Annotated in this window: 22 protein-coding genes; 12 read left to right on the top strand and 10 right to left on the bottom strand. The window is 39.9% G+C overall.

The features are described 5' to 3' along the window. Nucleotides 1–17: 17 nt before the first annotated feature. The 6 genes from D9T12_RS09525 to D9T12_RS09500 all read left to right on the top strand — a co-directional run bounded on the left by D9T12_RS09525 (nucleotide 18) and on the right by D9T12_RS09500 (nucleotide 6,721). Nucleotides 18–200: a hypothetical protein gene (locus tag D9T12_RS09525; RefSeq protein ID WP_130537955.1), complete on the top strand. Its 183-nt coding sequence runs from the start codon at nucleotides 18–20 to the stop codon at nucleotides 198–200. A 60-nt stretch (nucleotides 201–260) separates the two neighbouring features. Beyond that, nucleotides 261–548, top strand: a complete 288-nt coding sequence (locus D9T12_RS09520; RefSeq protein ID WP_130537954.1) for a DDE-type integrase/transposase/recombinase — start codon at nucleotides 261–263, stop codon at nucleotides 546–548. Nucleotides 549–621: 73 nt separating this feature from the next. Beyond that, nucleotides 622–3,108 carry an ATP-binding protein gene (locus D9T12_RS09515; RefSeq protein WP_130537953.1) on the top strand — a complete coding sequence of 829 codons (2,487 nt, stop codon included), beginning with the start codon at nucleotides 622–624 and terminating at the stop codon, nucleotides 3,106–3,108. Next, nucleotides 3,092–4,165, top strand: coding sequence for a hypothetical protein (locus D9T12_RS09510; protein ID WP_130537952.1), 1,074 nt, complete (start codon nucleotides 3,092–3,094; stop codon nucleotides 4,163–4,165). The genes D9T12_RS09515 and D9T12_RS09510 overlap by 17 nt, the downstream gene beginning before the upstream one ends. A 1-nt stretch (nucleotide 4,166) precedes the next feature. Continuing rightward, nucleotides 4,167–4,895 carry a hypothetical protein gene (locus D9T12_RS09505; protein WP_130537951.1) on the top strand — a complete coding sequence of 243 codons (729 nt, stop codon included), beginning with the start codon at nucleotides 4,167–4,169 and terminating at the stop codon, nucleotides 4,893–4,895. After that, nucleotides 4,892–6,721: an HsdM family class I SAM-dependent methyltransferase gene (locus tag D9T12_RS09500; RefSeq protein WP_130537950.1), complete on the top strand. Its 1,830-nt coding sequence runs from the start codon at nucleotides 4,892–4,894 to the stop codon at nucleotides 6,719–6,721. Before D9T12_RS09505 ends, D9T12_RS09500 begins: the two co-directional genes overlap by 4 nt. A gap of 111 nt (nucleotides 6,722–6,832) precedes the next feature. Here D9T12_RS09500 and D9T12_RS09495 read toward each other — a convergent pair whose 3' ends face one another. From D9T12_RS09495 to D9T12_RS09450, 10 genes are all read right to left on the bottom strand, one after another. After that, nucleotides 6,833–7,123 (bottom strand): hypothetical protein, encoded by a 291-nt coding sequence (locus D9T12_RS09495; protein WP_130537949.1) that lies wholly within the window; start codon nucleotides 7,121–7,123, stop codon nucleotides 6,833–6,835. Nucleotides 7,124–7,824: 701 nt separating this feature from the next. Then, nucleotides 7,825–8,853 (bottom strand): lipoyl synthase, encoded by a 1,029-nt coding sequence (gene lipA, locus D9T12_RS09490; RefSeq protein ID WP_206199092.1) that lies wholly within the window; start codon nucleotides 8,851–8,853, stop codon nucleotides 7,825–7,827. 120 nt (nucleotides 8,854–8,973) lie between these two features. Then, nucleotides 8,974–9,618 (bottom strand): lipoyl(octanoyl) transferase LipB, encoded by a 645-nt coding sequence (gene lipB / locus D9T12_RS09485; RefSeq protein ID WP_130537948.1) that lies wholly within the window; start codon nucleotides 9,616–9,618, stop codon nucleotides 8,974–8,976. A gap of 25 nt (nucleotides 9,619–9,643) precedes the next feature. Then, entirely contained in the window at nucleotides 9,644–9,928 is a 285-nt protein-coding gene (locus tag D9T12_RS09480; RefSeq protein ID WP_130537947.1) for a YbeD family protein, read from the bottom strand. 245 nt (nucleotides 9,929–10,173) lie between these two features. After that, complete coding sequence (locus tag D9T12_RS09475; protein WP_130538591.1) at nucleotides 10,174–11,352, bottom strand: D-alanyl-D-alanine carboxypeptidase family protein; 1,179 nt, start codon at nucleotides 11,350–11,352, stop codon at nucleotides 10,174–10,176. A 168-nt stretch (nucleotides 11,353–11,520) separates the two neighbouring features. Then, nucleotides 11,521–12,654, bottom strand: coding sequence for a rod shape-determining protein RodA (gene rodA, locus D9T12_RS09470; RefSeq protein WP_130537946.1), 1,134 nt, complete (start codon nucleotides 12,652–12,654; stop codon nucleotides 11,521–11,523). A gap of 24 nt (nucleotides 12,655–12,678) precedes the next feature. Next, entirely contained in the window at nucleotides 12,679–14,541 is a 1,863-nt protein-coding gene (gene mrdA, locus D9T12_RS09465; protein ID WP_130537945.1) for a penicillin-binding protein 2, read from the bottom strand. Further along, the gene (gene mreD / locus D9T12_RS09460; RefSeq protein WP_165395086.1) at nucleotides 14,542–15,045 is read right to left on the bottom strand and encodes a rod shape-determining protein MreD; all 504 of its coding nucleotides are present in this window, start codon (nucleotides 15,043–15,045) and stop codon (nucleotides 14,542–14,544) included. 4 nt (nucleotides 15,046–15,049) lie between these two features. Then, nucleotides 15,050–15,910: a rod shape-determining protein MreC gene (gene mreC, locus D9T12_RS09455; protein WP_130537943.1), complete on the bottom strand. Its 861-nt coding sequence runs from the start codon at nucleotides 15,908–15,910 to the stop codon at nucleotides 15,050–15,052. A 150-nt stretch (nucleotides 15,911–16,060) separates the two neighbouring features. Next, the gene (locus tag D9T12_RS09450) at nucleotides 16,061–17,107 is read right to left on the bottom strand and encodes a rod shape-determining protein (protein ID WP_130537942.1); all 1,047 of its coding nucleotides are present in this window, start codon (nucleotides 17,105–17,107) and stop codon (nucleotides 16,061–16,063) included. Between the two features lie 265 nt (nucleotides 17,108–17,372). Here D9T12_RS09450 and gatC point away from each other — a divergent pair, with 265 nt between their 5' ends. From gatC to htpX, 6 genes are all read left to right on the top strand, one after another. Beyond that, nucleotides 17,373–17,660 carry an Asp-tRNA(Asn)/Glu-tRNA(Gln) amidotransferase subunit GatC gene (gene gatC, locus D9T12_RS09445; protein WP_130537941.1) on the top strand — a complete coding sequence of 96 codons (288 nt, stop codon included), beginning with the start codon at nucleotides 17,373–17,375 and terminating at the stop codon, nucleotides 17,658–17,660. Nucleotides 17,661–17,673: 13 nt separating this feature from the next. After that, nucleotides 17,674–19,131 (top strand): Asp-tRNA(Asn)/Glu-tRNA(Gln) amidotransferase subunit GatA, encoded by a 1,458-nt coding sequence (gene gatA, locus D9T12_RS09440; RefSeq protein WP_130537940.1) that lies wholly within the window; start codon nucleotides 17,674–17,676, stop codon nucleotides 19,129–19,131. A gap of 19 nt (nucleotides 19,132–19,150) precedes the next feature. After that, nucleotides 19,151–20,581 carry an Asp-tRNA(Asn)/Glu-tRNA(Gln) amidotransferase subunit GatB gene (gene gatB / locus D9T12_RS09435; RefSeq protein WP_130537939.1) on the top strand — a complete coding sequence of 477 codons (1,431 nt, stop codon included), beginning with the start codon at nucleotides 19,151–19,153 and terminating at the stop codon, nucleotides 20,579–20,581. Nucleotides 20,582–20,655: 74 nt separating this feature from the next. Beyond that, the gene (locus tag D9T12_RS09430; protein ID WP_130537938.1) at nucleotides 20,656–21,627 is read left to right on the top strand and encodes a hypothetical protein; all 972 of its coding nucleotides are present in this window, start codon (nucleotides 20,656–20,658) and stop codon (nucleotides 21,625–21,627) included. Beyond that, the gene (locus tag D9T12_RS09425; RefSeq protein WP_130537937.1) at nucleotides 21,611–22,009 is read left to right on the top strand and encodes a hypothetical protein; all 399 of its coding nucleotides are present in this window, start codon (nucleotides 21,611–21,613) and stop codon (nucleotides 22,007–22,009) included. Before D9T12_RS09430 ends, D9T12_RS09425 begins: the two co-directional genes overlap by 17 nt. Before the next feature lie 144 nt (nucleotides 22,010–22,153). Then, on the top strand, nucleotides 22,154–23,050 hold the full coding sequence (gene htpX, locus D9T12_RS09420) for a protease HtpX (protein WP_130537936.1): 897 nt from the start codon (nucleotides 22,154–22,156) through the stop codon (nucleotides 23,048–23,050). Nucleotides 23,051–23,112 lie beyond the last annotated feature (62 nt).

Genomic DNA, 23,112 nt, shown 5'->3' with positions numbered 1-23,112 from the left:
TAGAAAGATTATGTCGCTTGAAAAACCTCAAGTCTCCGCACTGCAATACGATTAGAAACTGGATAACCAAGAAAAACCCCAAAGAGATGATGGCGGCTCGCGAAGGGCAGAAAAAAGCGGCCGAAAAATACTCTGCAATCAGAGGGAAATTTCCCGGAGCAGATTGGCCTTTAGCCTATGTTCAAGTGGATCATACTTAATTAGATATTCAGCTTTGCGATGATCATTGGCGTAAACCGGTTGGTCGACCATGGATTACAGTGGTTTTTGATGTCTTTTCCAGAATGGTTCTGGGGTTTCGAGTTGGCTTTGATGCAACGTCCGGACTGATTACCAGTTTGGCGATTTCTCATGCAATTTTACCTAAAGAGAATTGGCTCGCTAAATACAATATTAACGGTGATTGGCCTTGCTGGGGAATTCCTGATGGCTGGCATATGGACAATGCGACTGAATTTAGAGGGAAAATGATCCAGCGGGCTTGCAACCAATATGGCATTAATGTCGACCGGCAACCGGTAGCGCGCCCGAATTACGGAGCTCATTGAAGCAAACGATGTGGAGACTCGTTTTCAAATTGCCCAATGTGCTTTCTGGTTGCTAGATGAATAGCCAAAAATTTTGTATTCTGCTTGGCAGAATGGTGGGATTCGTTACAATCTCTTAGTGAAAGATATAGCTTCGGTTCCATTTTGGTTTACGTCAGTAACTGAACCTCTTAAAGTTCATTACACTAAGAGAATTGAGCTTTTGAAAACAGAAAAAATTGAATTTGAGTATGGCTGCATGAGTAATGAAGAGCAAACAATTGAAGAGATAAAAGAGAAGTTAAAAATCCTATTAGCTAGTGAAGACTATAGTAGCGATGAGTTGATTGAATTGACTCATCGAATAGTAGCCCAGGAAAAAGATAAAGTTCGATTTTCTATTGATGCGGGTATCATTGACAGATTAGGACAAGAATTGGTTGCTCGCCAAGAGACAGCTGTATCTGAACTTGTGAAAAACTCTTATGATGCGGATGCCACTGAAGTAGTTTTAACTTTTAAAAATTCGGATGACCTTGGCGGAACCCTTATTATTGAGGATGATGGCGATGGCATGACCAGAGAAGAGTTGGTTAATGGTTTTATGAGAATTTCATCTACCGATAAAGTGCATAATCCGTTATCCAGAAATTATAAAAGACAGCGTGCCGGTCAGAAAGGAATTGGAAGGTTTTCAGTTCAAAGACTAGGTAAAAAATTAACAATCGTTACTCAAACTGATGCAGATGACTTTGCACTTTCATTAACAATTAATTGGAGTGAATACACTAACGACATTGATCTGAATAGTATTTCAAATAGATTAAATGTTATTGATAAAGTGAAAGACAAAGGAACTGTCTTAGTTATTGAGGAACTAAGAGATAAGTGGACAACCGCATCAATAAAAAGGGTATATAGATATGTTTCTAATATTATTCAACCCTTTGCTTTATCGGATATTGTTAATTTAGATGGAAATTCAGATCTTGATCCCGGATTTAAAGCCAAGTTTTTTAAACAAAATAATTTCGAGAAGCCAGTAATTGTAGCCGATAAAGAAGTAATGGTTTATGAGCATGCTATCGCTGAAATCGAAGGTTATATTGATGAAACAGGAATAGGAATATATACAGTCGATAGTGAAAAATTAGGCATTAATGAAATTGGTGAAATAGGCAACGATCCTGATGATAAATCAAAGCCTTTTACTGAATTAAGGTATGTAAGGTTTAGAGCATTTTATTATATTTACGATAGTGATTTAATTCCAAAAATGCATGCAAGTAGTATAAGAAAACTTGCTAGAAAAGAAGGTGGAATCAGGCTGTATAGGAATGGATTTAGAGTTTTACCATATGCGGAGCCTGGTGACGATTGGTTAGATTTAGATAGGTCTGTTCGAAGAAGAACCATTCTTCCTCAACACTCAAATATTAATTTTTTCGGTTTCGTGGAATTAAAAGATAAAGAAAACAACTTTAACGAGACTTCTAGTCGTGAAGGTTTGATTGAGAATGAGGCCTTTAGACAGCTAAGAAATTTTGTACATAGAACTATTATTACGGGTGTATTAGCGGTTGCAGCGAATCGAAATGTCAAGGCAACATCGGGACAGAAAAAAGATGATAGAGGGAACTGGGAAAAAATAGAGCTTCGAATTCAAAATATAGCCAAAACCATTGAAGAGCTAGAAAAAGAATTTGATGATGAAAGCCCTCAAGGAAAAACTAAAAGAAAACGTCGTGCTAAAAAAATAAAGGAAGCTGTAGAGGAGCTTGAGGTATTACATAAATCTGAGTTGACTAGCTTGATAAAAGAGCGTTCGATGTTGAGAGTTTTGAGTAGTGTGGGGTTAACAGTTTCTCAGTTTATTCACGAAATAAAACATCATATGGATCATATTCGAAGTGATGTCTCATTTTTATTAGATAAGCTAGAAGGTGAAACTGAAGTTTTTGAAAGGGTATGTTTACTGAGTGAAAATTTTGATTCTTTCCATAACTACACATCGTATTTTAATGATGTAGTCTCTCAAAATCTGATAAGGGATATTCGCCCTCAAAACATGCGTAGTGTCATTTCTAAGTTTGTTAAAACAATGAAGTTAGATGCGCAAAAGTCAAATATAGAAATGCTAGAGCCAAAATTTAATAGAGATTGGCTTTATACCAAATCTATGCACCCTTCTGAATGGTCCTCAATTTTATTCAATTTTTATACAAACTCGAAGAAGGCGATTCAAAGAGCAAAGTCTCAAGGTCAAATTTTTATTGAGTGCGGTGAGCAAGACGACATGATTTATGTTGAGTTCTCAGATAATGGTGATGGTATTGAAGCAGGTAATGAAGAAAGAATATTTGAAGAGTTTTATACAACAACAAATGTTGAAAGTTTCGAACTGTTGGACCAAAATTCTGAAATTTTGGGTACCGGATTGGGTCTGAAAATAACAAAAGATATTGTTAAAGGTTACCGCGGAAATATTTATGTAGTTTCACCTAAGATGGATTTTTCTACCACGGTTAGAGTTGAAATAAGCAAGGCTACAGATAAGGAATTGGATGAGAATGGTTTATAAAGTCGTATATGTAGAAGATCAAGATGCAGGTTCCGTTTTAAAAGATTTGAAGCGATTTGGATTAGAACCAATTCATTGTAAACCTATAACGTTTGCTGAAACTGTTAGCTGTATTAACGGTTCCAATCCTGATTTGATTTTAATGGATTATAAGCTTCTTGAGGGTGGTGGTGAAACCGATGCGCCTGCATTAGCCCAGTCTTTTAGAAGTCAGGGGGTCGAAGACGCATCTTTAAGTATTCCGATCGTTTTGTTATCGAACAATTCAAAGATGCAAAATTTTTATAAGGACTTCACTAGCAACGATTTATTTGATTTCTCAATAAATAAAGAAAAATTTCATCAGAATTTAGATAAATATACAACTCTAATGAAAGAACTGATTGAATCGTATAAAGAGATAAAAGAGAGAATTGTTAACAAACAATCAGTGCTTGACCTACTGGAAATCCCCGATAATTTAATCGAAAACATTGACCCAAGAATTGTTGATTTTTTGAAATCAGTTAATTCAGATAGCACATACCAAGTATCAGGTTTTATTTTAGATAAAATTGTAAAACCTATTGGCGTGCTTATTGGTGAAGATGTATTAACCGCAAGACTTGGTGTAAGTAAGGGCTCTGTTGATTGGAATGACTTACTTCAAAAGTTCGAGCAATATAGATATAAGGGGGTTTATTCAGGGGCATACAAACGCTGGTGGGCCGAGGGTATTCAGTATTGGTGGCGTCATGAATTGCAACAAAGTCTCCATCTGAGACGTCTATCAGCTGAGGAAAAACTAATTATTTTAAAAGAACAATTTCCAGAGATTGAACTTGAAAGAGTCGAAGGGGACGCTAGTTCTGTAACAAGAAAATTTTGGACTATTTGTCATCACAGCTATATTCCAATCGATCCTAGTGAAGCTTTTGAGAAAAAAAACATATTGTCAGAAGTTCCTTGGGTTGAACCAGAATACTATTCATATGACAGCGTGTGTGATAACGATTTATTTCAACAGCTTTCTGAAATAGATAAAGAGCGTTTTAAAGCTTTAGCAAAAGGGTATTAATGTGGAGTGGGATAGACTGCAGTATGCTAAAGATCTGGAAACGCTTGCCCAAAAAGTACAAACATATGATAGTGATAAAATATTCCAAAACCTAGAGTCTACTTTATATGTAGTTGCAGGTAAGGTTAAACACCATTCAGGCAATCTAATCTGTGTTTGTGCTGAAAATATAGAAATTGTTTTAAAGAAAGCGATGTCGGGTAGTATTCCTCCAAAACTTAACACTCTAACAATTACTTTTGATTCTTGTGTTGAGTTTGATATTTCAGTTGATATTAGTGTTAATGACAGAATTCAGGATTCATTTGATTTTCAGATTGAACTGAAAGGTATTGATGAGGATGGTGAGCACTTTAATTCATGGCATTTAGATAAGGATATTAGGAAGCCTGGGGCTAACCCTCCTAAAGTTTCTCATCCTCTCTATCACTTTCAGTCTGGTGGAAATAGATTAGAGGGAAGAGCAATATCGGGTGCAGTTTTTTTAGGCGCACCAAGGCTGCCCCACCCTCCTATGGATGTCATTTTGGGATTACATTTTATTTTGAAGAATTTTTGTAGCATGAAAGACTATGTGTTTTTAAACAAGCTGTTTAATGACTTTGACTATGAGGAAATTATTTTTAGGGCTAAAGAGAGAATGTTCACTCCTTATTTTCGAGCATATGAAAGTGGTAACTCTCATCAAGACTTTACATTTGAAAATGTTTTTCCATTGGCTGTTTCATGAATAAAGAAATATTTAAGTTCCTTAATTCATGCTCTTGCTCTGTTATTGAAACGAATAGATTAATAGTTTCGTCTTTTCTAAAAACAAATAATTACGCGTTTGTAAAAAATAAACTGATAAATTCTTTAATCATTAAAGAAAATGATAAAGACTTTGAATTATTTCAAGAATTTGAAAAGAAATTTAGTGTTGTGTCGCTTGAGTCGCTGATTACTTCATTTGAGTTTGTGATTTCACCAGAGGATAAAATTGTTACCGGTGCAATCTATACCCCAAAATCAATCCGAAAATTCATTATTGATAGTTTAATTCATCGAGAAAGTTTTGATAAAAATTCGAGTGTTTGTGATTTGGCTTGTGGATGTGGTGGTTTTTTAGTGACTGCGGCAGAGATTATTCATAAAGACTTTAATTTTAGCTATGAAGATATTTTCGCTAAGCACTTATTTGGCGTGGACTTGATGGAGTATTCGATTGAGCGCACTGAAATTATTTTGTCTATCTTGGCGATATTAAACGGTGAGGACAAGCAAGAGTTTAATTTTAATTTGTTTGTTGGAAATACCCTCGGTTTTGATTTTCATAAGGTGATTGATGGTTTTAATGGATTTGATTTTGTAGTTGGTAACCCTCCATATGTATGTTCTCGAAATATTGATAATGAATCAAAGTTGTTACTAAAAAACTGGAATGTTTCCTCGACTGGCCACCCAGATTTATATATCCCCTTTTTTGAAATAGGCTTGCGTAATTTAAAATCATCTGGGGTTTTGGGTTATATAACAATGAACACTTTTTTTAAAAGCTTGAATGGTCGAGCCTTAAGAGAGTTTTTAAGTGGTTCAGAATATCCGTTTTCTATTATTGACTTTGGTGATTTGCAAGTTTTTGAGTCAAGATCAACTTACACTTGTATCTGTTTTATAACGAATAAATCAAATGGCTGTATTCGCTATAAAAGGATAACAAAAATTAATGCTATTGATGACTCGGGGATGAAGAAAATTGATTACAATCTTCTCGATAATCACAACGGTTGGAACTTGCAGGCGACAGAAATAATTTCCAAAATTGAAGCTACAGGGCAGCCTTTTCAAAAAGTTTTTAGAACAAGTAACGGTATAGCAACATTAAAAAACAATATTTTTATTTTCAGTCCTATTGAAGAAGATGAGGTTTATTATCACATTCAGGATGGATTTAAAATAGAAAAGAATATTTGTGTTGATATTGTCAATTCCAATAAGTTTATAGATTGTAACGACCTAACAATTGCTAAACGTAAGATAATATTTCCTTATTTTTATGAGAATGGCTCTGCATCAGTAATACAAGAAAAAAAAATGGCTAGTTGTTACCCAGAAGCATATCGTTATCTTTTAGCACATAAAGAACCGTTATCGAGACGCGATAAAGGAAAAGGTAAATATCAGGAGTGGTTTTCATATGGTAGAAATCAGGGGTTGGATAAGCATTCTTTTAAGCTATTATTCCCTCATATCTCTCCTAAGATTCCAAACTATATTTTAAGTAATGATGATTCTTTGCTATTCCATAATGGTATGGCTTTAATTTCTCAGGAAGAATATCCTTTGAGGCTAGCGAAAAAAATTATGCAGTCCAGATTGTTTTGGTTTTATATTACTAATACAAGTAAACCATATGGTTCAGGGTATTTTTCATTAAGTAAAAATTACATTAAATCTTTTGGTATTTATCCATTTTCTGATGAAGATATTGAGTATTTATTGAGTGAAAATAGTCAAAATATGGTAGACGCTTATCTTGAAAAATTATATGGTATAGATCTTTCTAGTGTTAACTAGGATATTTTGTAACGAGTTATTGTACATAGTTTATTAGCAGTATTCAAAGTATGAAGAACTCTTTCTGTTTGTACTAAAAATGCATTTGTGACAGAGCCATTTTTCACCTTCTCAAACACCCTTGTAACGAGCTAGATTTTTCATAATGCTATCAAGGTATCTCGTTGCCAATTCTGTGATTGCTTTTAAGTAACCCAACCGTGCATTCGCCTTTCTTACGTTAGTAGTGACTACCATTGTGTTTAATATCGACGCTAATATAGCTTCTTCGCGTTCTGCTAGCAGACTCCAATTAAGCCATTGCCTTCTTGTGCTGGCTTCAGACAGAGGTACAACGTCAATTCTTCTAATTTTGATGTTTATGCCTTCCGCAGATAATTGTTTTACTGCTTCTTGAAGCATTTTTAAATCAGCACCAACGCTTTTGCTTCGATTTGGTTTGTAGAGTCCTTGCTATAGTCGCCTTGCCCGGTTCCTAATCCGTCGGATTCCGGCGCTTTAGGTTTGTTTGTCGGGGGTTTATAGCGGTTGTATTCTTTGCTTTCCGGGTTGATAATTTCTTTATTTTCCAAAAAATCGAATTGAGACGTTTGGCTGAGGATGTTTTGAATAGGCAGGTTTTTGTGCGTTTCCGTTTCACTATTCAGTTCTTGATCATCAATTTCCTTTTCGTCGTATTTCGGTCGTAGGCTTTCTTTTCTTCAGGCCCCATATCCGTTTCGGAATCGGCCTTTGTCGAGTTATTATCTCGGTCAACTTGAAGCTGCGAAAAAGGGAATGGATGCGAACACTTTAGCAATTGAAGTATTAGGTATCTTGGGCGTTCTTTAGTTCCAATCTGTAAGCCGTTTATCTCTCCAATTAGAACCGATTTTTAGAAGTGGAAGTTGGCCGACTCCGATTTCTATTGTTCGATCACCATTTTTGGAGCGAATAAGAACTTCGATAAGTAATTCTGACGGCACTTTCGGGTTTCTAGTTACCCGTCCGTGCCAAATGATTGTCCAGTCTCCTTTCGGAAACTCTCTAATAGGTGGTGTGTTTAGGAAAATTTCGGCCATTCTCAGTACAAATTAATTTTGTAGAATCCAAAATAATGTTGTTCAGTCCAAATTAATGTTGAAACTCACATTTCCATTGTCAGCTTGTGCCTGTAAGTCAGCGTGATAAGAGCTGCGTACCATTGGCCCAGAAGCAACATTTTCAAAACCCATTTCATAGCCTGCGATTTCAATCTGTTTAAACTCTTCTGGTGTCCAATATTTTTTAACAGCTAAATGGAAACTACTGGGTTGTAGGTATTGACCGACGGTCAGCATTTCAACATTATGGGCGCGTAAATCACGCATGACTTGTAATAGTTCATCCATGGTTTCACCTAAGCCCACCATTAAGCCTGATTTCGTTTTAACTTCGGGGTTAGACGCTTTAAAACGTTTAAGTAAATCCAGAGAAGCTTGATAATCTGCGCCTGGTCGTGCTTCTTCATAAAGGCGCGGTACCGTTTCCAAGTTGTGATTCAACACATCCGGCGGCATTTGTCCCAGTGTTTCAAGTGCGACAGTTAATCGACCACGAAAATCAGGGACGAGGGTTTCAATTTTTAAATCCGGCAGTTCATCCCGAAGAGCTTGCACAACATTTTTAAAATGTGTCGCACCGCCATCACGAAGATCATCGCGGTCAACCGATGTAATTACCACATATTTAAGCTGCATGGCTTTTACAGTTCGCGCTAAGTGCGCTGGTTCTTCTTGATTTAAAGGTTTCGGGCGGCCATGCGTGACATCACAGAATGGGCATTTTCGGGTGCAAATGTCGCCCATGATCATAAAGGTGGCTGTGCCATGTCCAAAACATTCACCGAGATTAGGGCACGATGCTTCTTCGCAGACACTATGCAAACCTTGTTCACGCATAATGTTTTTCAATTCGCGAATCCGAGGTATATCTTTCGTTTTTGGAAGCTGAGCTTTAATCCAACGTGGTTTTTTTAGCTTTTCTGCTTCCGGGTCAGGACGATGTTTTAACGATTTGGTTTTGTATTCGCCTTTCGACATGGCTGCGTTGCGAGCTTTGATTGAACCAATTTGTTCAATTGGGATTTCTTGGCGTTCAGGCACGTTCGACATGGACAGTTCCGATTTATCAATTAAGCGCGTCATTATAAGCCAAGTTGGAGGTTTTCAAAAATTGCACACGAAATTGTGCGTCATACAATGTTTACCGGCCGGTATCTTTAACTGTGATATTCAGCTGGAAATTAACTGTGCTGAAATAATTTCGGTAAGCTGTGCCCCGATTTTGTCAAAGCTTGGCAATGGGTTGTCGGAAAGTTGTGTGAACTCATCTTTCAGTTGAGTCATTTGCATACCTTGAAGGCCGCATGGGTTAATCGCCTGAAAAGGGGTTAAGTCCATATCGATATTTAACGCCAGACCGTGATAGCTTTTTTGTTTGCGAATTTTTAAACCTAAAGAGGCAATTTTTTTGCCTTTTACATAAACGCCTGGGGCATCGGCGCGCGCAGTTGATTCAATATTAAGATTAGCAAGCAACTCAATTAGACTATTTTCAATGAGACTGACAAGCGCGCGAACACCTAGCTTACGACGCTTTAAATCGATCAATACATAAATGACCAACTGTCCGGGGCCGTGATAAGTAATCTGACCACCACGATCGGTTTGGACAATTGGAATCTTTGGGTTTGGGTTGAGCAGGTGTTCGGCTTTGCCATTCAAACCTTGAGTGTAAACAGGTGGGTGCTCAACAATCCAGAGCTCGTCAGGTGTTTCAGGCGTGCGCTGCTCGGTAAAGGATTGCATTGCTTGCCAAGTGTTAAGGTAATCAACACGTCCTAGGGAGTGAATGTGAATTGGGATGCAGTCAGTCATTACAAGTCGCGAAGTTATTGTGACTTTACAGTGTCATTTTGACTTCTGGGTGTTGTTTCAGCTCGCCATAAATACCATGAATTTGTTCGATGCAGGTAGCATAGAATGTCACATTGACAGAGATAAAACGTTTCCCTTTGGAATTGTTGATTTTGATATTATCTCGTGGAGTATTAGGCGCGTATTTGCAACAGACCTTATAAACCAATTCGACAAATTCCTCAGAATTTTCTCCCATGGCCTTTAAACGATAATCACATGGGAATTCAATTAATGTCTCGCTGTCAGGGGTATGTAAATCTTTTGTCATCTTATTTTCCATATCGTTTTCAAATTTTACATCTTTTAACTAAGCAGTCGTTTTTACCGGCCGGCAAAGAATTTAAAAGGTAAGGTTTGTTTGAATACTATTTGTAATGCTGTAATGCGTTGGATTTTATCAAAAACATACTTCAAGGTTTTTCATTCATGCAACAAAAAAGCCGCGATCACTGTGGATGCGGCTTTAGAATCATTCAAAGCAAAACATTTATTTCTTTAACTGAAGGTCGTAAGTTAATCCAATAAAGATTTAAACGTCAGCTTGATTTGATCCATAACTTTTTTCAAAAAAGAACCTTCTTCAACACCTGAAAGGGCAACGAGAGGGCGTTCAATGACAGGTTTTCCTGAAAGATTGATTTGCAGCGTGCCAAGTGGTTGAGTTTCAGTAATTGGAGCTTTTAGCTCTGGTGTAATCGTTGATTCAATCTCCAGATTTTTGTATTGACCACGAGGAATGGTGATGTACAAATCATCGGTTAATCCAACACCCACTAAATCTTTATTGCCTTCCCAAACTTTGACATCATTCAAGCGTTGCTTGGCGCTATACACTTTGTGTGTTTCAAAAAAACGGAAGCCGTAGTTTAGGAGTTTTTGAGATTCTTGAATGCGGCTTTTGGCACTTTTGGTACCGAGCACAATGCTGATCAGGCGCATTTCTTCCCGTTTGGCAGAGGAGACTAAACAATATCCAGCACTTTCCGTATGGCCAGTTTTTAGGCCATCTACGGTTGGATCTTGCCAAAGAAGTTTATTGCGGTTGTATTGCGTAATGTTGTTGAAGGTAAATTTCTTTTCCGAGTACCATTGGTATTCGTCTGGGAATTTTTCAATCAGTGCCTTGGTGAGGATAGACAAATCTCGCGCAGTTGTGAAGTGTTCTGGGTGTGGCAAACCTGTTGCATTCATATAGTTCGTATTTGTCATACCCAGTGATTGCGCATATTTATTCATCAATTGCGCAAAGACTTCTTCACTGCCTGCAATATGTTCGGCCAACGCAACCGATGCGTCATTACCTGATTGAATGACCATGCCTTTAATTAAATCTTGAACCGACACTTGTTTGCCCACTTCAATAAACATTTTTGAGCCCGGTGTTTTCCAAGCTTTTGGGCTAATGGTTACCATGTCGTTTAAACTCAGATTACCATTACGGATTTCGTTAATCACCACAAAGCCTGTCATGATTTTAGTCAAACTGGCCGGCTCAACGCGTTTATCCGGGTCATTACTGGCCAGAATATGCCCACTATGAAAATCGATAAGCAGATAAGCATCTCCAGCAATATCCGGTGCAGAAGGAATGACTGGAATGGCAGGCATTGCAATATTGGTAGTCGGTTGAGCCTGAATGTTAAGTGACAAAAATGAGAAAAGAAAAATCAGAACGGGTTGTAACAGTCGCATCATGGAGAGTGCATCCCTTGTTAAGGTAATTGTGTTTTTATTATTGTCCGGTGTTATGTAAGCATATTGATACCGGCCGGTAAAGTTGCACTTACTCTACCATAAATTGTTTGTGATTTTCAGTCCTGAATAGTGACTTGGCAAAACTTTTCAATGGTCTTTGCTTCGTTAGTATTTTGCTTGTCGTAATAGTTTTTTATGGGTGTGGATTGACATTAATATTCCAAAACTAATCATTAAGGTGACCAATGAACTTCCACCGTAGCTGACTAAAGGGAGTGGAAGGCCGACGACGGGAAGTAGACCACTCACCATCGAGATGTTGACAAATACATAAATAAAGAATGTCATGATGAGGCTTGCTGCGACATAGCGAGTAAAGTTATCTTCGGCCTTTGCTGAAATATACAAACCTCGACCAATAACGAACAAGTACATCAGTAGTAAAATAATGACCCCAATCAATCCAAACTCTTCTGAGAGAACGGAGAAAATAAAATCGGTAGTACTTTCTGGTAAAAATTCAAGATGCGCTTGAGTACTGCCTAAAAAACCTTTGCCTTCAATACCGCCTGAACCAATGGCTATTTTAGACTGAATGATGTGGTAACCCGCACCTAAAGGATCGGATTCGGGATCCAAGAAGGTCAGTACCCGTTGTCTCTGGTAATCATGCATAAATTCCCAAGCGATAGGAATACTTGCCGCTGCGGCAAACAGTGCTCCAAAAATCAATTTCCAAGGAAGGCCAGCAAAAAACACAATAAACAAGCCACTCATTGCAATGAGCAAAGAGGTTCCTAAATCTGGCTGAATGACAATTAGACCCGCTGTCAGGCCAATCACTACAAGAGCGGCTAAGATTCGTTGCCAGTTTGGAGGGTAGCTACTGTGTGCAAAAATCCAAGCGACCATCAAAGGTAAAACAACCTTCATAAGTTCAGATGGTTGAAATCTTGCCGGCCCTAAATCAAGCCACCGTTGCGCACCTTTTCCAACATCTCCGACAATAGGGACAGCAATGAGCATTAATAAGGCAATGGCAAATAAAAAAGGCGTGATAATGTAAATCCAATTGGGCGGGATTTGAGCAAAGAGCAACATGAGTCCCAGAGCAATGGTAATTCTCACCAAATGTCTTTCGGCCACTTGCCAATCACCGCCTGAAGCACTGAAAACAATCGCTAGACTTAAACTTAGCAAGAGTAGAATTCCGGCTAATAGCCAGCCATCAATATGGAATCTCGAAAACCAGCCTTTATTGGTTTTATAGAGGGTTTGCGATGTTTGAAAGCTCTGCATTCGAATATAATTCCAGAAGAAAGTCTAAGGTTGAGTTTGAGTTTTACTCAGTGGATTCGTCGGGTCTGAGTATTTTTCAGGGGTTAAATAACGTTCTATAAGCGATACTGCTACTGGAGCAGCGGTTTTTGAGCCACTTCCGGAATTTTCGGCGATGACCGCCACTGCAATTTTAGGTTTTTCTACAGGCGCAAAACCTAAAAATAATGAATGATCATGCAATCGGTTGTCGAGTTCATCCGCATTATAGTCTCCTTCATTCAAGCTGAATACTTGTGCGGTTCCCGTTTTTCCAGCCATTTTAAAAGGAAGGTTTCGTCCATGGCGTCTTGCAGTTCCACGTTTTCCATGCATTACCTCTACCATTGAATCAATGACTTTTTCCCAGTTATCAATTTCCTGAATTTGGATTTGCTCAAATGGTTCGATTTGCTCATGAGAAACCAAGTGAGGAATAATTTGTTTGCCTCGGTTCGCTAAAATCGCGGTTGCAGTTGCCAATTGTAGTGGGGTCGTGAGGTTATAACCTTGACCAATTGAGGTGATAATAGTCTCGCCACGATACCAAGGCTTACCTTTGGTCGCCATTTTCCATGCTTGAGAAGGGAGGATTCCTTTTGACTCTCCAAATAGGTCAATGCCGGTGCGCTTCCCAAGGCTGAAAGGAGCAAGAGAGTCATGAATTGTGTCAACCCCCATATCCAAGCTTAGTTCATAAAAATAAGTGTCACAGGATTGAGCAACAGCGGCTTTCATATCAACGAGTCCGTGCCCAGTACGTTTCCAATCTCGATAGCGGTGTCCTTTGTATTCAAAGTATCCGGGGTCATAGATTTTTTTGTAAGGCGAGATGATGTTCCGTTCAATGGCACCTAATGCCACAAAAGGTTTAATCGTCGATCCTGGAGGGTATTGACCATTAATTGCGCGGTTAATAAAAGGGCGGTTTTTGTCATCCATTAAGGACTTATAGGTTTTGCTATCAATACCATCAACAAACAAGTTCGGATCGTAGGTTGGAACGCTAACAAAAGCTAAAATTTCCCCGGATTGCGGCTCAATCGCAACAATGCTACCGCGTTTACCTTCTAAGAGTTTTTCAGCATATTCTTGCAGTTGAATGTCTATGGTCATGTGCAAGTCTTGGCCAGGAATGGCTGGTTCGGATTCCAGTTTGCGTAAAATGCTACCGCGAACATTAGTTTCGATATATTGGAGTCCCGGGTAGCCTTGTAGAGTGGATTCGTAATAACGTTCTACCCCAGATTTGCCTATGACTTGGGTGCCTTTATAGCGCTTTGCATTCACTCTACCTAATTCGCGCTCATTGATCCGGCCGACATAGCCAATCGCATGAACGCCTATGGCTTTATATGGGTAGGTGCGTTTCAATCGAGCACTCAGCGTCACTCCTGGAAACTTGTGGCTAATGACGGCAAATTGCGCAGCTTGTTGTTCGGAAAGAGTATGTGGGAGTTGATAACGTATGGCTCTTCGCCCTTTACGGAAACGCTCCATGAACTTTTCAAAACGCTCTTTGGGCATGTCGGTGAGAATTTTCTGGATTTCGGCTTCAAATTCATCAATCGAATCCATGTCTTCTCGGATCAGTTGAAGGCTATAAACAGGTTGATTGTCCGCCAGAAGTCGATGGTTGCGATCATAGATTTTTCCTCGAATGGGAGGAATGACCTCTAAACTGACACGGTTGCCTTCTGCAAGACTATGATATCGATCGTAATTAATCCATTGCAGATAGGCCATCCGGCCGGTCAAAAACAGAAACAAGCTACAAACAAAAACAAATGCGATGATTAATCGTAAACGAAACTGCCGTTTTTTCTGATGCACGGCTTGTGAACTGTCAAAATGAAGATTTTCTTGCATTTAATTTTGTTCGACTTGCAGTGTGAAACGATTAAATAATGGTGCGATGATTATCCAAAATATCGCGGCAGAAAATGGCATTAACCAAAAATAGATGGCATGAGTGTCTGTTAATAACGGGTCAAAAAATATCCAGTTGGTGAACTGGTAAATGAAAAAATAACCGGTAATAAATATCGCTTGTTGCCAAGGTGTAAAGCTTCGAAAGTGAAGGCGATGGCGGCTTAGCAGATAAATCAAACTAACATAGATAATTGCATGCGCACCTAATGGGGTTTGCGTTAATGTATCGCTAAGCAAGCCTAAAATAAACGCGGTTACAATGTAGCTCCGGTCAAGAAAATGGCCAGCCCAATAAAATAAAACTAACAGTGAAAAAGGCGGAAATATAGGTGAGGCATGTACTGAAATAACTAAACTATCACTCACTAAAGCAAGTAATAAACTAGCGACAAAGTACCAGCGAACTTTTGCGCTTCGATGATAAGTAAACGATTCGCCCACGAGGTTAGTCTCCAGTCTCTGTTTGATTGAGTGAACTGTTTAAATCGTAATCTAAATCGGTCTTCAAGGTCTGAGGTGAGATAGCCTCAGGTTTTAGAATTAAGACTTTATGTGCTTTATTGAGCTCTGAAATTGGCTGAGTAAAGATTTTTAAGTAGGGGGCGCTGCCTGTTTTTTCCACTTCGGTAACGGTTGCAACAGGGTAACCACTTGGGAAAACGCCACCGAGTCCAGAAGTTTCAATAATGTCACCGACTTTAATGTTGCTATTACTTGGAATAAAGTTTAACTCACTACTGTCGTAGCCTGAGCCTTTTAAAATTCCGCGTTGAGATGTGCGTTGGATTCGAACGGGAAGATGATGATCAGGGTCGGTGATTAACATCACTCTCGCACTATAGGGTGCCACATTGATAATTTGTCCAACAACACCATTCGCATCAATCACGGTATCTTGAGTTGAAACACCATCTTTTGACCCCTTATTCAAGGTCATGAATTGTGAAATCGGGTTTTGACTGAATTGTGTAACTGTCGCAATTTGCACCGTGTGGTCGGCAATTTTTCCTGTCGTACCTAGAAGCGATTCCAAGCGAGCTACTTCCTGCTTAAGATTAATAAGCTGTTGTTGTTTAGCTTTTAGGAGTAAGACTTCTGTTTTGAGAATCTGATTTTGACGTTTCAGTTCGTCATAATCAACGATATCGCGATCAAATTCTTTAAAAAATGTTTTGGGAATGGAAGCGACTTGTTCAATTGGCGTTAATCCGGCCAATAAAAAGCCACGTAATTCAGAGACCATTTCTCCATAACGATCTGCCGCCAACAAAACGATGGCTAAAATAAAGGCCACAATAAAATGAATCGCGTCTTGTTGAGGCGTCGTCGCAGTCGGAGAAATAGTTGGCTCCTAAAGGTTAAAAGGCTAATCGTTGTCGTTGAGTGTTTAGCTGTGTTGATGATTTGAGCCGATAAATGAAAAACATTTACCGGCCGGTAAGATTCAATAAATCATTTAATCAAATGAAAAAACGTCTAAACCTTTTTCATCCATCAACTCTAAAGCACGACCACCACCACGTGCAACACAGGTTAGGGGATCATCCGCTATGATCACAGGAATACCTGTTTCTTCAGCAAGGAGTGTGTGAATGTTTTTGAGCAGAGCGCCGCCGCCAGTCAAGACGATACCATGTTCCGCAATGTCAGCGCCAAGCTCTGGTGGCGTGTTTTCCAAAGCGGTTCGAACGGCACTAATGATGGCTGCCAATGGTTCTTGGAGGGCTTCTAACACTTCATTTGAATTCATTGTAAAACGGCGCGGAATGGCTTCCGCCAAATTTGTTCCGTGAACTTCCATGGTGGCAGGTGAACTTTCATGGTACGCCGTACCAATAGTTGTTTTAATTCGCTCAGCAGTCGATTCACCAATAACCATGCCATAGTTACGACGAACATATTTAATAATTGCATCATCAAAACGATCGCCGCCGACTTTGACAGAGTCAGACCAGACAATACCATTCAGTGATAAGGTCGCGACTTCGGTCGTTCCTCCTCCAATATCGACAACCATGGAACCCGTTGGTTCTGAAACTGGCATGCCTGCACCAATAGCAGCTGCCATCGGTTCTTCAATGAGATAAACTTCGCGAGCACCAGCACCGGCGGCAGATTCGCGAATAGCACGACGTTCAACCTGAGTTGAGCCACAAGGCACGCAGACCAAAACTCGAGGACTAGGTTGGAAGAATTTAGCTTCGTGCACTTTACGAATAAACGATTGCAGCATTTTTTCAGTGACTTCAAAATCTGCAATCACTCCGTCTTTCATCGGGCGAACTGTTTCGATGTCTTTGTTCTCTTTGCCCAACATCATTTTGGCGTTTTCACCGACTGCGACAATAGAACGAGCGCCATTACCACGGTGAGAATTGCGTATCGACACCACAGAAGGCTCGTTTAGAACCATTCCTTTTCCTCGAACATAAATAAGTGTATTTGCCGTTCCCAAGTCAATGGAAAGGTCATTGGAGAAAAGCCCCATAAGTTTACGAAACATTGTGAAGTGTCCTTTAGCGACTGAAATCAAAGATTTGGCTATTCTAACGGATTTCCAGACAGGGTAGAAGCTTCGTTGAATGCAGTTTTTTAATTGTTTCACTTATAAATTGAATAGCAAATTGAATTCACAGTACTGTTGTAGGAGTTTTCCTTTAGTCGAATCGCTAAATATGGTATTTTATTGCGTTATTTTTGGGCTGTTGGCGGTAAGTTGAAAACGTTACCGGCCGGTTAGTGATTGATATGCAATCGGGAGTTTCACTGTGTCTATAGGAAAAAGCGAAGTTGAATATATTTCGCGTTTGGCGATGATCGATGTCGCTGAATCAGAAGTTGAGCAGGTATCTGCCAAACTCAATAATGTCTTGGATTTATTTGAACAAATGCAAGCCGTCAACACGGACGGTGTTGAACCAATGGCTCATCCTCATGAGGTGAGTCAGCGTTTGCGTAAGGATGAAATCACAGAGGGTGATCAACACGAGAAGCTGCAATCCGTTGCACCTTCTACTGCAAAAGACATGTATCTTGTTCCGCAAGTTATTGAATGATAAGAGATAAAAAATGTTACACACTTTAAGCGTAAAACAGATGAGCGATCAGCTCCATGCAGGCGAAATTACCAGTGTTGAACTCACTCAGCATTATCTAGACAGAATTTCCAAATACGACCCCGAACTGAATGCCTATGTCACAGTTACACCTGAACTTGCGTTAGAAATGGCAAGAGAGGCGGATGAGCAGTTGAAAGCTGGCACTGCCGGTTTATTGACTGGCATTCCCGTTGCACATAAAGATATCTTTTGTACGGATGGTGTCAAAACCACCTGTTCATCAAAAATGCTCGATAATTTTATTGCGCCTTATGATGCTCATGTAGTCTCTCTGTTGAAAAAAGCGGGTATGCCGATTCTAGGTAAAACGAATATGGATGAATTTGCTATGGGTTCATCTTCTGAAAGTTCTTATTTTGGTCCAACAAAAAACCCTTGGGATTTAAATGCTGTGCCAGGTGGTTCGTCTGGTGGAGCAGCCGCGGTGATTGCTGCGAATTTAGCACCAATGGCAACGGGCACCGATACGGGAGGATCCATTCGACAACCAGCGAGTTTTTGTGGAATTACAGGTATTAAACCAACCTATGGTACTGTATCGCGTTTTGGAATTATTGCTTATGCATCGAGCTTTGACCAAGCTGGCCCAATGACTCGTTCTGCTGAAGAGTCGGCATGGATGCTCAATGCAATGAGTGAATTTGATCAGCGTGATTCAACGTGCCTAGAACATGAACGTCCTGATTTTTCAGCTGATTTGGAAAGTTCTCTACAAGGGTTGAAAGTCGGTGTTCCAGAAGAATATTTTGGTGAAGGTCTAGACCCAGAAGTCGAAAAAATTGTAAAAGAAGCGATTGCTCAGATTGAAAAGCTAGGTGCAACTATTGTTTCAGTCAGCTTGCCGAACAAAGATTTAGCGGTTCCGTCATATTATGTATTGGCACCTGCTGAGGCTTCTTCAAATTTATCGCGTTACGATGGTGTGCGTTTTGGTTATCGTTGTGAAAACCCAAGCAACTTGCAAGATTTGTATAAGCGTTCCCGTTCGGAAGGTTTTGGTGCTGAAGTAAAACGTCGAATTATGGTCGGGGCTTACGCTTTATCTGCTGGTTATTACGATGCCTATTATCTTAAAGCACAGCGTTTGCGACGAATGGTTCGTGATGACTTCACCAAAGCTTTTGAGCAATGCGATGTGATTATGGGGCCTGTTGCACCGACTCCTGCATTTAATATTGGTGAAAAAACTGATGACCCAACCAGTATGTATCTTGCAGACCTTTATACTATTCCGGTAAATTTGGGAGGTTTCCCAGGTATGTCTGTACCGGCCGGTTTCGCAGCTGGTCGACCAGTCGGTCTTCATATGGTTGGACCATATTTCAGTGAAGCAAAGCTTCTGAATATCGGACATCAATATCAACAAGTTACGGATTGGCATAAACAAACGCCAGCCCATTATCAGTAAGCGCTTAGGAGAAGAATAAATGAGTTGGGAAGTTGTGATTGGTCTTGAGATTCATGCTCAGTTGACCACCAAAACCAAAATCTTTTCAGGCGCATCCATTGCTTATGGTGCGGCACCAAACAGTCAAGCTTGTGCTGTTGATTTGGGGATGCCAGGAATGTTGCCGGTGGTTAATCAGGCCGTAATTGGTAAAGGTTTAGCGCTGGGTCTCGCACTTAATGCTGAACTTGGCCGTAAACAAGTATTCGATCGTAAAAACTATTTTTATCCAGATTTGCCGAAAGGTTATCAAACCACACAAATGGACTATCCAATTGTTGGTAAAGGGTATTTGGATATTGAAGTTGATGGTGATATTAAGCGAATTGGTGTAACGCGCGCGCACTTGGAAGAAGATGCCGGTAAATCAAATCATGGTGTTGTTCCAGGACAAACGGGGATCGATTTGAACCGTGCAGGAACCCCACTTTTGGAAATTGTTTCTGAACCAGATCTTTCTTCTGCGCAAGAAGCGGTAGCGTACGCACGTAAAATGCATGAGCTAGTGACTTTTTTAGGGATTTGTGACGGTAACATGCAGGAAGGTTCTTTCCGTGTGGATTCGAACGTTTCGGTTCGTCGTCCTGGGGAGCCGCTTGGAACCCGTGCCGAGTTGAAAAATATCAACTCATTCCGTTTCATTGAAAAAGCGATTGAGTTTGAAATTGAGCGTCAAATTGAGCTGATTGAGTCGGGCGGTCAAGTCGTTCAGGAAACAAGATTATACGATTCAGAGACTAACACCACACGTTCCATGCGTACCAAAGAGGAAGCGAATGACTACCGTTACTTCCCATGCCCTGATTTATTGCCTATTACGGTGACAGAAGAAGATATTGAAGCGGTACGAGCATCCATGCCAGAATTGCCTGATGCAAAACGCAAGCGTTATGTGTCGGATCTTGGTTTGAACGAATATGATGCAGGGGTGTTAACCTCTTCGCGTGCCATGGCTGAGTTTTTTGAATCGGTGCTTTCTCACACGCAAGGCAATGACGCCAAACTCTGTGCAAACTGGATTACATCTGATTTAGCGGGTGCATTGAATAAAGCCAACTTGGATATCGCTGACTCTCAAATTTCTGCTGAACTGTTGGCAGGTTTGATTGCACGTATTCAGGATGACACGATTTCCGGTAAAATTGCAAAGCAAGTCTTTGATGCTATGTGGAAAGGTGAAGGTTCGGCTGATGACATTATTGCCGCTAAAGGCCTAAAGCAAATCACAGACACTGGTGCAATTGAAGCAATGGTTGAGGAAGTCCTTGCCAACAATCCTTCTCAAGTTGAAGCCTACAAGGCAGGTCAAGAGAAGATGTTAGGTTACTTTGTCGGGCAAGTCATGAAAGCTTCAGGTGGCCAGGCAAACCCTGGACAAGTTAATAAGATTTTGAAAAATAAACTTTCCTAATCTGATGAAAATTCTGCGCAATAGGTAAGTAATCTATTGTGCAGGCTCTTACCTGTCTATTGGAGCGTGAATAGTTGAATCGTTTTACCAAAGATAATTCTCGTCGTTATTTTCGCTATCCCATTCCATGTAAATACTTTATTTCTCCTGAACTTCTTGAAGCCAGTACTGATCTATACAGCAATGGTATAGATTATTTTAATCGTGCAACAGAAGATAATATTCTGCAATTAAAAACTGAGGTGATGCAAAAGCTGCATCGTCTGAGCGCACATCAGGATATTTTCCTTAAAATAGTGGGGGATATCTTTGAAAAATTTGATATTGTCGTCCATTATCTTCGAATGCTGAATCGTGGTGAGGAAATTGCCAGTCGTCGAATTTATTGGCAAAACCAAGAGAGAATATTGGAAGGTTTTCATGGTGTTCAGGAGTTGGAGCGTGAAGCGCCAAAAACTTTTGAGTTGTTGGTTAAAATTGAACAGAAGTTTGTTCGTTATGTGCAAATGATTCAAGAAACCATTGAGAACTCGACAAGCTCCCACCTACACTTTACAGATTATCCAGAAGCATTTCGCTTTACAGCCGAAATCCGTGAGCGATTTATGAGCCGTAAAATGGATTTAAACAAAAGTGATTTGTTACAGATGATCCTCTCTTTGGAGCGACTGTTTGAAAAGGGGTTTGAGCCGTTTAATAATTTGGCAACCGATTATTTACTTTATCAAAAGCATGAATCTTGGATTTTACGTGATTTGAATTTGTCCGCCTGTGGGTTGTCATTTTTGAATACACGAAAATATCCGAATTTGACCAAGGCAGATGTCAAACTTGTTTTGGAAAATAGCTATGCAGAAGTGATTGAATTAGATGGAAAAATTGTACGCTCTCGTTATTTACGACAATTCAATATGAACGAGACAGCGATAGATTTTTACTTTCCAAATGCAAATGATCAGCGTGAGCTTCTTGCTTATCTTCATCGGATGGAGGCTCAAGCCACAATTGAATTGTGGGAGGAAGACGACCATGCCCGGTACCAGTGAAACCTTTGAAGTAGCGAATCTGGATGGTATTTCGGAAAAGCTCGCTGATGCGGTTTGTTTGTTAATTAATCACTATCCATTGAAATCTTTAGTGGGTTTTATGCGTAAAGGAGTTCCTGAAGAGGTTCAAAAAGTGTGTCCTTCGATTCAAGAAAAAGAGTGGGATTATCTTTTGCCGCAAATTGTCTTTAGTAAGATTACCGCTTTGGAATTGAATGCAAATTATCGTTTAGAGCAATTGGATTATCTATTGAGATTGTTTAGGGAGTGTTTTCGTGCCGGCGGGCATCAAGGGATAATTGACTGGCAGGATTTACCCGCCGATTATTTGATTGCGCAGACGTGGCTAAAAAAAGCGCAAAGTTTACGAAGCAAAAAATAAGTCAATCTAACCAAGTATTTTCTGCCTAAGATACCTAATCTGACATAAGCTTTGAGTGATTAAGAAAAAGCTTGAAAGCTCATAAAAAATCCTTATATTACCAATTGTGTTAACCTGTTTCTGTTTGATGAAGGAGAAAAATCCATGAAACGTATTGGTTTATTTTTATTAACTAACATTGCGGTGATTGCTGTCGCGATGATTACCTTGAACCTTTTGGGGGTTGGAAGCTATATGCAAGGCAACAGCCTAAACTTGGGTAACTTATTTATGTTTGCTCTGGTATTTGGTTTTGCCGGTTCTTTTGTTTCTTTGGCGATGTCTAAGTGGATGGCAAAAATGTCCACGGGTGCACAAGTCATTGAAACACCTCGAAATGCCGATGAGCAATGGTTGCTTGAAACTGTTCAAAAGCAGGCGCAAAAGGCAGGCATCAAAACGCCTGAAGTTGCAATTTATGATTCACCTGAACCGAATGCATTTGCAACAGGGATGAGTAAAAACAATTCTTTAGTTGCAGTATCGACCGGTTTGATGCGTGCGATGCGTCAAAATGAAGTGGAAGCGGTTTTAGGTCATGAGGTGGCTCACGTTGCAAATGGAGATATGGTTACCATGGCATTGCTTCAAGGGGTTCTGAACACGTTCGTTATTTTCTTTGCGAAAATCGTTGCTTATGTGGTCGATCGCGTGGTACTTAAAAATGAAGAAGAAGGTCACAGTTGGACATTTATTATTGTAGATATCGTTGCACAGATTATCTTCGGAATTTTAGCAAGCATTATTGCAATGTGGTTCTCTCGTTACCGTGAGTTTCATGCAGACAATGGTGGTGCTTATTTGGCAGGTAAAGAAAATATGATTGCTGCTTTGCGTCGCCTGCAAACGATGCAGCCGGGTCACTTGCCTGACCAAATGGCAGCGTTTGGTATTTCCGCAGCCCCTTCATCATTCGGTGATCTATTTAAATCACACCCTGATTTGGCTGATCGTATCGCCAAGCTGGAACAAACACCAAATGAGCAGTTGAAAGTGGCTTAATCTTTAGTCGTAAAAAAATTGCTATTAATTAACCGGCCGGTAAATATTTTACCGGCCGGTTT

It is taken from the genome of Thiomicrorhabdus indica, assembly GCF_004293625.1.
GTDB lineage: Bacteria > Pseudomonadota > Gammaproteobacteria > Thiomicrospirales > Thiomicrospiraceae > Thiomicrorhabdus > Thiomicrorhabdus indica.
This window is presented reverse-complemented; position numbering and strand designations above follow the sequence as displayed.